Genomic DNA, 10,180 nt, shown 5'->3' on the forward strand with positions numbered 1-10,180 from the left:
AAAGCCTTTTGGTTCCTTTTTGCTGGGCCGGCACTCCGGCGTTTGAAAAAGGGACTCGCCGTAAGGGCGAAACCATAGGCGGCCGTTACCGCAGCAATGGATATGCACACCACCCTAAAAATCCCAGTCGCCAGACACAAAGCCTTCGCGACCAAGCCCGCTCCCACGAAGAGCCCAAGACCCACCCGTGCTTAGTCTCAACGGACGATGAAGCCACGCGCACTGCTTTGCACAATGCTCACCACGAAACCCTTTCAGCCAACGAGGACCCAGGCATGATCGACATTCGCGGTTTGAGCTATTTCGTCTCGCAGATCGAAAACCTCAGTCATTGGCAGCGTTACGCCGAAGACGTGCTGGGCATGCAAGTGAACCCGGCGCCGGGCGGTGGCCTGTACGTGAAAATGGACGAGCGTCCGTTTCGCATGCTGATCGTCGAAGGCGCTGAAGCGCGTTATTTGGCCTCTGGCTGGGAGTTGGCCAACGAGACGGCATTCAAGGCCGCCCTCGAGCATCTAAGTGCAGCCGGTATCGAATGGCAGTCGGGCTCCGCCGCCGAGATCGAGCAGCGCGGCGTACAGGCGCTGGTCAAGCTCACCGACCCGTCGGGCAACTGCCATGAACTGAGCTGGGGCCATCGCTCAGATTGCCTGCCATTTGTCTCGCCCCAGGGTGTGCCGCGTTTCATCACCGGTGACATGGGCCTGGGTCACACGGTGCTGCCGGCGCCGAACTTCGACGCCACCCTGGCGTTCGCCAAGGATGTGCTGGGCTTTGAACTGTCGGACATTTTCAACTTCCGTCCAGACCCGTCCGTGGCGCCGATCCGTATTCACTTCCTGCATTGCCAGAACGCTCGCCACCACAGCCTGGCACTGGCCGAGTACCCGGTGCCGTCAGGTTGCGTGCACGTGATGGTCGAGGTCGATTCGATGACCGAAGTCGGCCGTGCCCACGACCGTCTGCGCGCCCATGAGGTAGCCCTGTCGGCCACCCTCGGCCAGCACCTCAATGACCGCATGACCAGTTTCTACATGAAGACACCGTCCGGCTTCGACCTGGAGTACGGCTTTGGCGGGTTGCAAGTCGACTGGGCCGAGCACTCGGCGTTCGAGTTCACCCGCGTGAGCATTTGGGGGCACGACTTTTCGGTCGGCCAACGTTAAGGAATTGTCATGATGAACAAACAACTGACAGCGGCCGATGCGGTCGCTCAATTGCGCGATGGCATGACCATCGGTTTCGGCGGCTGGGGCCCGCGGCGCAAGCCGATGGCCATCGTGCGCGAGATCCTGCGCTCAGACGTCAAGGACCTGACCGTGGTCGCCTACGGCGGTCCGGAAGTGGGCATGCTGTGCGCTGCCGGCAAGGTCAAGAAGCTGGTGTTCGGTTTCGCCACCCTCGATGCCATTCCGCTGGAACCCTACTATCGCAAGGCCCGCGAAGCCGGTGAGTTGGAGTTGATGGAACTGGACGAAGGCATGTTCCAGTGGGGCCTGCGTGCCGCTGGCATGCGTCTGCCGTTCCTGCCGACCCGTTGTGGCCTGGCCACCGATGTGACGCGCCTGAACCCGCAGCTCAAGACCATCCAGTCGCCCTATGCCGATGGCGAGGTGCTGCTGGCGATGCCGGCGCTCAACCTCGACGTGGCATTCCTGCACGTCAACGTCGCCGATCGCCTGGGCAACTGCCTGGTGACCGGGCCGGACCCCTATTTCGATCACCTGTTTGCCCGCGCCGCCAAGCAGTGCTTTGTCTCGTGCGAGCGCCTGGAAGATCGCCTGGCGCTGAGCGCCGAGCAAGCCCGCTTCAATACTTTCGAGCGCTATCTGGTGAGCGGCGTGGTGCATGCGCCCCTGGGTGCGCACCCGACACTCTGCGCCCCCGACTACGGCTGGGACATGAAGCATCTCAAGGGTTACGTCGCCAGCAGCCAGGCGGAGAACGGCTGGCAGGACTATGTGCAGACCTACATCGCCGGTGGCGAGCAGGCCTATCAGGCACAGAACGGCGGTGCCGACTCCATGGGCGCCTTGCCCCTTCCCGTGTTCTGAGGAATATCGACCATGTCTGCAACCTGTGATTTCACCCTGGCTGAACTGATGATCGTCGCTGCCAGCGAAGCGTGGCGCGGCAATGGCGAGGTGATTGCCTCGGGCCTGGGCGTGATCCCGCGCCTGGGCGCCAGCCTGGCCAAACTGACCCACAGCCCGGAACTGTTGATGACCGACAGCGAGGCGTTCCTGGTCGAAGAGCCGATCCCGCTGGGCCCGCGTGGCGACTACGTACCGCGTTATTCGGGCTACATGTCGTTCGAGCGAGTGTTCGAATGCGTGTGGGGCGGACGCCGCCACGCGATGATCGGGCCAACCCAGATCGACCGCTGGGGCCAGACCAACCTGTCCTGCGTCGGCGATTATCAAAAGCCCAAAACGGCGATCCTCGGCGTGCGCGGCCTGCCGGGCAACAGCATCAACCACCTCAACTCGTTCTTCGTGCCCAGCCATAACAGTCGGGTGTTCGTCAGCGGCGAAGTGGACATGGTTTCCGGTGTCGGTTTCAAGGCCGAGCGCTGGCCCGAAGGTACGCGTCGCGACCTGATGGACATTCATTGCGTGGTCAGCGACCTGTGCGTCCTCGACTTCAACGGTCCGGACCGGGCAGTGCAGGTGCGTTCGCTGCACCCCGGCGTGAGTTTCGAGCAGGTCCAGGACAACACCGGCTTCCCGTTGCTCAAGTCGGCGCAGTTGCACGAAACCGCGCATCCGACCCCTGAGCAGTTAGCGCTGATCCGCCGACTCGATCCCCACGAATACCGCGCCACGGCGATCAAGGGCAACCCGCCCGGCATCCGTACGGCCTGAGACAAGGAGGCGAGCATGCACAGCAGCGACAGTGAATTCATCGTCCGCCAGGACAACGCCGTCTACGAGACGGACACCCCGGTGCTGTACAGCGTGGCCGAGGGTATTGCCACGTTGACGCTGAACCGGCCGACCTTCAACAACGCGCAAAACTCGCAGATGACTTACGCCCTGGACGGCTTTTTCCGCCAGGCGGTGAACGATGACAGCGTCAAGGTCATCGTCCTCAGGGGCAACGGCAAGCACTTCTCGGCGGGCCACGATATCGGCACGCCGGGGCGGGATATCGACAAGCCGTTCGAGCGCGCGCACCTGTGGTGGGACCACACCAACAAGCCCGGTGGCGAGCAACTGTATGCCCGTGAGCAGGAGGTGTACCTGGGCATGTGCCGACGCTGGCGCGAACTGCCCAAGCCGACCATCGCCATGGTCCATGGCGCGTGCGTGGCGGGCGGGCTGATGCTGGCCTGGGTCTGCGACCTGATCGTTGCCAGCGACGACGCGTTCTTCCAGGACCCGGTGGTGCGCATGGGTATTCCGGGGGTGGAGTATTTTGCCCATCCCTATGAAATGAACCCGCGAATCGCCAAGGAATTCCTCTTCACCGGCGACCGCATGAGCGCCACCCGAGCCTGGCAAGTGGGCATGGTCAACCGCCTGGTCAGCCGTGATGAGCTGGAGCAGGCCACCTATGCCCTGGCCGCCGGCATTGCCCGTCAGCCGCGCATGGGCCTGGCTCTGACCAAGCAGGCGATCAACCACGTCGAAGACCTGCAAGGCAAACGCACGGCGATGGATGCCGTGTTCGCCTGGCATCACTTTGCCCATGCCCATAACGAGCTGTTGTCCGGCGACAAACTGGGCGGCTTCGACGCCAAGGGCATGGCCCGGGCCAACAAGCAGGCCGAGGACAAAAGCCAATGAACCGCTGGCTGGATACACCACTGACCGAGGCCCTCGGTTGCCGTTACCCGATCGTGCAGACCGCCATGGGGTGGGTCGCCGACGCCAACCTGGTGATCGCCACGACCCAGGCCGGGGGCTTCGGTTTCCTGGCTGGCGCGACCATCGCGGCCGACGAACTGGAAGGCGAAATCCGCAAGGTGATCGACGCCACTGGCGCCAGCAACTTCGGGCTCAATTTCCATATGTTCCAGGACAACGCCGCGCAGTGCGTCGACCTGGCGATCAAGTACCGTCTGCGCGCCGTGAGTTACGGGCGCGGTCCGGACAAACAGACCATCGCCCGCTTCAAGGCGGCCAAGGTGCTGTGCATTCCAACTGTCGGCGCCCTCAAGCATGCGCTCAAGGCCGTGGAACTGGGCGCCGACATGATCACCATCCAGGGCGGTGAGGGCGGCGGCCATACTGGCGGCGTACCGAGTTCGATCCTGCTGCCCCAGGTGCTGGCGGCGGTCAAGGTACCGGTGATCGCGGCCGGAGGATTCGCCACCGGCCGTGGCCTGGCCTCGGTGCTCGCTGCCGGTGGTGCCGGCATCGCCATGGGCACGCGGTTCCTCATGACCCGCGAATCGCCGACACCGGCCGCGACCCTCGAACGTTACCTGAAGGTCAACGATCCGCAGTTGGTGCGCGTGACCACGGCGGTGGATGGCATGCGCCACCGGATGATCGAAAACCGCTTCATCAATCACCTGGAACAGGCGGGCCCCTTCGGTCGCCTGCGCATAGCCCTGGGCAGCGCGTGGCAGTGGAAGCAGCAGACCGGCATGAGCCTGGGGCACATGGCTGCAGTCTTCCTGCGCGCATTGCGTGAAGACCCCTCGCAACTGTCGCAGGTGGTGATGGCCGCCAACCAGCCGGTGCTGTTGCAGCGCTCGATGGTCGATGGCGCTCCGGACGAGGGCATCCTGCCCAGCGGCCAGGTCGCCGCAGCCATTGGCGAATTGCTCAGTTGCCGCGAAGTCATCGAAGGCATCGCCAGCGAGGCCCAGCACTGCCTGGATGCGCTCCTGGCACGCAGCCAGACACACGCCACGAATCAACCCGCCAGTATCGGAGAACCCCTGTGAACCAGGCATTTACGACACAACTCAATCAGGGGATCGCTGAACTGGTGATCGCCAAGCCACCGGTTAATGCCCTCGACAGCCAGGAATGGCATGCCCTGGCGCGACAGATCGAAGCGCTCGGGGCCAATCCCGAGGTGCGGGTGATCGTGATCCGCGCCGAAGGCCGCGGTTTTTGCGCCGGTGTCGACATCAAGGAACTGGACAAGCATCCGGAGCGAATCGTCGAGGTCAACGCCGGTAACTACGCCACCTTCAAGGCCGTGCACCGCAACCCGGTGCCGGTGATTGTCGCGGTCCATGGTTTTGTCCTGGGCGGTGGTATCGGCATCACCGGGGCGGCGGACATCGTCGTCGCCTCCGAATGCGCGACCTTCGCTCTGCCCGAAGTCGACCGTGGCGCCATGGGCGGCGGTGCGCACTTGCAACGGCTGTTCCCGGTACAAAAAGTTCGTTACCTGTTCTTTACCGGGGACAGCATCGGCGCCCCTGAAGCCCTGCAGTACGGCTTTATCGAACGCATTGTCAGCAAGGACCAGTTGCGCGAAACCGCCTTGGGCATCGCGGCGAAAATCGCCGAGAAGAGCCCGGGCATGATCCGCATTGCCAAGGAAGCCTTGAACGGTATCGAAGACGGCAACCTGGAAGATAAATACCGCTGGGAACAGGGCTTCACCATGCAGGCCTACAGCAGCCCGGACTCCGCGGAAACGCGGCGGGCCTTCGTCGAAAAACGCGACGCCAAGTTCTGAGATAACGCCATGGACCTGACTTATACCTCCAAGCAAAACGCCTTCCGCGCCGAAGTACGGGCCTGGTTGGCGGCCAATGTGCCCCGTGAACCCTTGGCCAGCTACGACACCCGCGAAGGCTTCGAGCAGCACCGCGCCTGGGAGGCCACGCTATTCGAGAGCCGCTGGTCGATGGTGATGTGGCCAGCCGAACTGGGCGGTCGCGGCAGCGATTTGATCGAGTGGCTGATCTTCGAAGAAGAGTATTACGGTGCCGGCGCGCCGATGCGCGTCAACCAGAACGGCCAGCTGTTGCTGGGCCCGACCCTGATGGAATTCGGTACCCCGGAGCAGAAGCAGCGTTTCCTGCCGCGCATGGCGGCCAGCCTGGACATGTGGGCGCAAGGCTGGTCGGAGCCCAACGCCGGCTCCGACATGGCGGCGATCACCAGCAAAGCGCTGCTCGACGGCGACCATTACGTGATCAACGGGCAGAAAACCTGGTCTACCCGGGCGATCTACGCCGACTGGCTGTTCGGCCTGTTCCGCAGCGAGCCGGGGTCGGCCCGTCACCACGGCCTGTCCTTCATCATGGTGCCGCTCGATACGCCGGGGGTGAGCATTCGCCCGATCAAGGCGCTCAACGGCAAGGACGCTTTCGCCGAGGTGTTTTTCGACGACGTGCGGGTGCCGGTGGCCAACCGCATCGGCGCCGAGGGGCAGGGTTGGCACGTGGCGATGGCCACCGCTGGTTTCGAGCGCGGCCTGCTGCTGCGTTCACCGGCGCGCTTCCAGGCCACGGCACGCAAGCTGGTCGAGCTGTACAAGGCCAACCGCGCCAGCGCCGACCGCGATCCGGGCCTGCGCGATGCCGTGCTGGAGACTTGGATGGGTGCCGAGGCCTATGCGTTGTCGGCCTACCACACCGTGGGACGCTTGAGCAGGGGCGAGCAGATCGGCGCCGAATCAAGCATCAACAAGATCATCTGGTCGGAGCTGGACCTGAAGATGCACGAGACCGCCATGCGCATTCTCGGTACGCGCGGCGAGCTGGTTGCAAAAGGCGCGCAGGCGGGCGATGCGGCGGGTTGGCTGGAGGGTTTCCTGTTTGCCCAGTCCGGGCCGATCTATGCCGGCACCAACGAAATCCAGCGCAACATCATTGCCGAGCGCATGCTCGGTTTGCCGAAATAAGGAACCGCCATGGACTTCACTTTCAACGATGACCAGTTGGCGTTCCACGAAGCCATCAGTCGTTTCCTGATGACCGAAGCCGCCCCGGAAATGCTCCGGGAAATCTGGGAGACCGATGCCGGGCGCTCCCGCGACCTGCGCAACAAGATCGCCGGCCAGGGCCTGACCGCCTTGTCGGTGCCCGAGGCCGAAGGCGGCCTGGGCATGGACGATGTGACCTGGGCCCTGATGACCCAGGAGCTGGGTTACTACGCCATTCCCGACTCATTGGCCGACACCGCCTATGTCGCCAGCGGCTTGCTCGCCGCTCTGCCGGCGCAGCATCCGGCCCGCGCCGACCTGTTGCCGCGTATCGCCGATGGCAGCTTGCGCCTGGCGATCAGTCATCCAGTCAATGCGCTGGTCAGTGATGCGCAATTGGCCGAAGTGTTGATCCTCACCGATGGCGATGACATCCATGTGGTGCCGCGCTCCGAGGTCGAGGTGGAAAACCACCCGAGCATCGATGCCTCGCGACGCCTGGGGCGGGTGACCTGGACTCCGTCGCCGACCACCTGCGTGGCCAGTGGCGAGCAGGGACGGACCTTGCAGGCGCACCTGCTGGACCGCGGTGCACTGTCGGTGGCCGGGCAACTGCTGGGGCTGGCGCAGCGCATGCTCGACCTGTCGGTGGACTACGTGGCCCAGCGCAAACAGTTCGGCAAGCCGATCGGCAGCTTCCAGGCGGTCAAGCATCACCTCGCCGATGTCGCCCGCTACATCGAACAGGCCAAGCCGGTGCTGTACCGCGCGGCCCATGCCTTGGCGCGGGGTGACGTCAACGCGGGCGCCTGGGTCTCGCAAGCGCGCCTGGCGGCCAACGAAGCGAGCTGGCTCGCCGCGCGCAAGGGTATCCAGGTGCATGGTGCGATGGGGTACACCTGGGAGGTGGATTTGCAGATGTTCATGAAACGCGCCTGGGCCCTCGATGCGTCCTGGGGCGACCGCGGCTTTCACAAAACCCGTGTCAGCGACTACCTGTTCGCCGACGCCACCGGCCTGGGGCCGGGGCATACTTTCGAGGAATGAGTCATGGCACAGGCCTACATTGTTGATGCACTGCGCAGCCCCACCGGCAAACGCAAGGGCTCATTGAGCGAGATCCACGCCATTGACCTGGGCGCCCATGTGCTCAAGGCGCTGGTGGCGCGCAACGTGATCCCTGCCGAAGACTATGACGACGTGATATTCGGTTGCGTCGACACCATCGGTTCCCAGGCTGGCGATATCGCCCGCACCAGCTGGCTGGCCGCCGGCTTGCCGCTGACGGTGCCCGGCACCACCGTGGATCGTCAGTGTGGTTCGTCGCAACAGGCGCTGCATTTCGCCGCGCAGGCGGTCATGAGCGGCACCCAGGATGTGGTCGCGGTGGGTGGGGTACAGACCATGACCCAGATCCCGATTTCTTCGGCGATGCTGGCCGGCCAGCCCCTGGGCTTTGCCGATCCGTTCTCGGGCAGCGTTGGCTGGCGTGCGCGGTTTGGCCAGCAGCCCGTCAACCAGTTCTACGCCGCGCAACGGATCGCCGATCATTGGCAGATCAGCCGCGAGCAGATGGAAGCCTTTGCCTTGCAGAGCCACGAACGCGCCCTGGCGGCCATCGCCAGTGGCCGATTCGCCCGGGAAATCGTCAGCTGCCAAGGCCTGGCGGTGGATGAAACGCCGCGTCACAGCAGCCTGGCGAAGATGGCCGAGTTGCAACCGGTGGACCCGCAGTTCCCGTCGATCACCGCCGCCGTGTCCAGCCAGACCTGCGACGCCTCGGCGGCACTGCTGGTGGTGTCCGAGGCGGCGCTCAAGCGCTACGACCTGACGCCACGGGCGCGGATTCATCACCTGACGGTGCTCGGTGACGATCCGATCTGGCACCTCACCGCACCGATCGCCGCCACCCGCCGGGCCTTGGCCAAGAGTGGCCTGAGCATGGGCGACATCGATCGGGTCGAGATCAACGAAGCCTTCGCCTCGGTGGTCATGGCCTGGGCCAAGGAGCTCGATTACGACCCGGCGCGCACCAACGTCAACGGCGGCGCGATTGCCCTCGGTCATCCGCTGGGCGCCACCGGCGCACGCTTGATGACCACGCTGCTCAACGAACTGGAATGCAGCGGCGGTCGCTACGGCCTGCAAACCATGTGTGAAGGCGGCGGGCAGGCCAACGTGACCATTATCGAACGCCTGTAATTTTTCATGCGGGCCGCCGCTTCGGGCGCGCGGCCACACAAATTCTCAAGGAGTCAAACATGGCTATGTGTGCAGACCGCACCGTGATCATCACCGGGGCCGGCGGTGGCCTCGGTCGCGCCTACGCGCTGGCGTTCGCCGCGCAAGGGGCCAATGTAGTGGTCAACGATATTCGCGCCGAGGCCGCAGAAGATGTGGCAGGGGAGATTCGCGCCAACGGTGGCCAGGCCATCGCCAACAGCGATGACATCACCACCCTGGCCACCGCGCAGCGCATCGTCGATGCGGCACTGGCGGCGTTCGGTGAAGTGCATGTGCTGATCAACAACGCCGGCGTGTTGCGCGACCGCATGTTCATCAGCCTCAGTGAAGAAGACTGGGACATGGTCATGCGCGTCCACCTCAAGGGCCATTATTGCCTGGCCAACATCCTCGGCCGCCGCTGGCGCGACCTGGCCAAGGCCGGCACGCCGGTGGACGCGCGGATCATCAACACCAGCTCCGGCGCCGGGTTACAGGGCTCGGTGGGGCAGTCCAATTATTCGGCGGCCAAGGGCGGAATCGCCTCGCTGACCCTGGTGCAGGCGGCGGAACTGGCGCGCTATGGCGTCACTGCCAACGCACTGGCGCCGGCCGCACGCACCTCGATGACCGAGAGCGCCATGCCCGACGTGGTGAAGAAACCCGAGGACGGCAGCTTCGACGCCTGGGCTGCAGAGAACGTCGCGCCGCTGGTGGTGTGGCTGGGCAGCCCGGCGTCGGCCCACGTCACCGGCCAGGTCTTCGAAAGCCAGGGCGGTCGCATCTCCCTGGGCGATGGCTGGCGCACGGGCGTTACCTGCGACAAGGGCGCGTTGTGGAAAGTCGAAGAGATCGGCGCGGCGGTGGATGCAATTCTTGCTGAAGCGCCGAAGGCGCAGAAAGTCTGGGGGAGCTGAATGTCCTGATCAATTGTAGGAGCTGGCTTGCCAGCGAAGCCACCCTGACAGCCGACCTATTGTTTGTTGACGGAGTACATATCCATTGCTGCGGTAACGGCGGCTTATGGTTTCGCCCTTACGGCGAGTCACTTGGAAAAGCCCCAAGTAACCAAGGGCTCTTGCCCCTGGCGTTCGGTGCCTCGCTAATGCTCGGCATG

Annotated in this window: 10 protein-coding genes; all 10 read left to right on the forward strand. The window is 64.3% G+C overall.

Features of this window, described 5'->3' with window-relative positions; all coding sequences use genetic code 11:
• Positions 1 to 275 precede the first annotated feature (275 nt).
• The 10 genes from AC3WWR_RS30145 to AC3WWR_RS30190 are packed head-to-tail and all read left to right on the forward strand — an operon-like array spanning position 276 to position 9,980.
• Positions 276 to 1,166, forward strand: a complete 891-nt coding sequence (locus AC3WWR_RS30145) for a VOC family protein (RefSeq protein ID WP_492599304.1) — start codon at positions 276 to 278, stop codon at positions 1,164 to 1,166.
• Between the two features lie 12 nt (positions 1,167 to 1,178).
• The gene (locus tag AC3WWR_RS30150; RefSeq protein WP_151144109.1) at positions 1,179 to 2,054 is read left to right on the forward strand and encodes a CoA transferase subunit A; all 876 of its coding nucleotides are present in this window, start codon (positions 1,179 to 1,181) and stop codon (positions 2,052 to 2,054) included.
• 12 nt (positions 2,055 to 2,066) lie between these two features.
• Positions 2,067 to 2,864, forward strand: a complete 798-nt coding sequence (locus tag AC3WWR_RS30155) for a CoA-transferase subunit beta (RefSeq protein ID WP_020796877.1) — start codon at positions 2,067 to 2,069, stop codon at positions 2,862 to 2,864.
• Positions 2,865 to 2,879: 15 nt separating this feature from the next.
• Entirely contained in the window at positions 2,880 to 3,788 is a 909-nt protein-coding gene (locus tag AC3WWR_RS30160) for an enoyl-CoA hydratase (RefSeq protein ID WP_020796878.1), read from the forward strand.
• Complete coding sequence (locus AC3WWR_RS30165) at positions 3,785 to 4,897, forward strand: NAD(P)H-dependent flavin oxidoreductase (RefSeq protein WP_020796879.1); 1,113 nt, start codon at positions 3,785 to 3,787, stop codon at positions 4,895 to 4,897. Before AC3WWR_RS30160 ends, AC3WWR_RS30165 begins: the two co-directional genes overlap by 4 nt.
• Positions 4,894 to 5,646 (forward strand): enoyl-CoA hydratase family protein, encoded by a 753-nt coding sequence (locus AC3WWR_RS30170; protein ID WP_020796880.1) that lies wholly within the window; start codon positions 4,894 to 4,896, stop codon positions 5,644 to 5,646. Before AC3WWR_RS30165 ends, AC3WWR_RS30170 begins: the two co-directional genes overlap by 4 nt.
• A 9-nt stretch (positions 5,647 to 5,655) precedes the next feature.
• A complete protein-coding gene (locus AC3WWR_RS30175) occupies positions 5,656 to 6,819 on the forward strand; it encodes an acyl-CoA dehydrogenase family protein (RefSeq protein ID WP_033043316.1) in 1,164 nt (387 codons plus the stop codon).
• A gap of 9 nt (positions 6,820 to 6,828) precedes the next feature.
• The gene (locus AC3WWR_RS30180; RefSeq protein ID WP_020796882.1) at positions 6,829 to 7,887 is read left to right on the forward strand and encodes an acyl-CoA dehydrogenase family protein; all 1,059 of its coding nucleotides are present in this window, start codon (positions 6,829 to 6,831) and stop codon (positions 7,885 to 7,887) included.
• A 3-nt stretch (positions 7,888 to 7,890) separates the two neighbouring features.
• Positions 7,891 to 9,042, forward strand: a complete 1,152-nt coding sequence (locus tag AC3WWR_RS30185; RefSeq protein ID WP_020796883.1) for an acetyl-CoA C-acetyltransferase — start codon at positions 7,891 to 7,893, stop codon at positions 9,040 to 9,042.
• Between the two features lie 59 nt (positions 9,043 to 9,101).
• Entirely contained in the window at positions 9,102 to 9,980 is an 879-nt protein-coding gene (locus tag AC3WWR_RS30190) for an SDR family oxidoreductase (RefSeq protein WP_033043317.1), read from the forward strand.
• The last annotated feature ends 200 nt before the right edge of the window (positions 9,981 to 10,180 follow it).

This window comes from Pseudomonas sp. EB271-G4-1 (genome assembly GCF_058791355.1).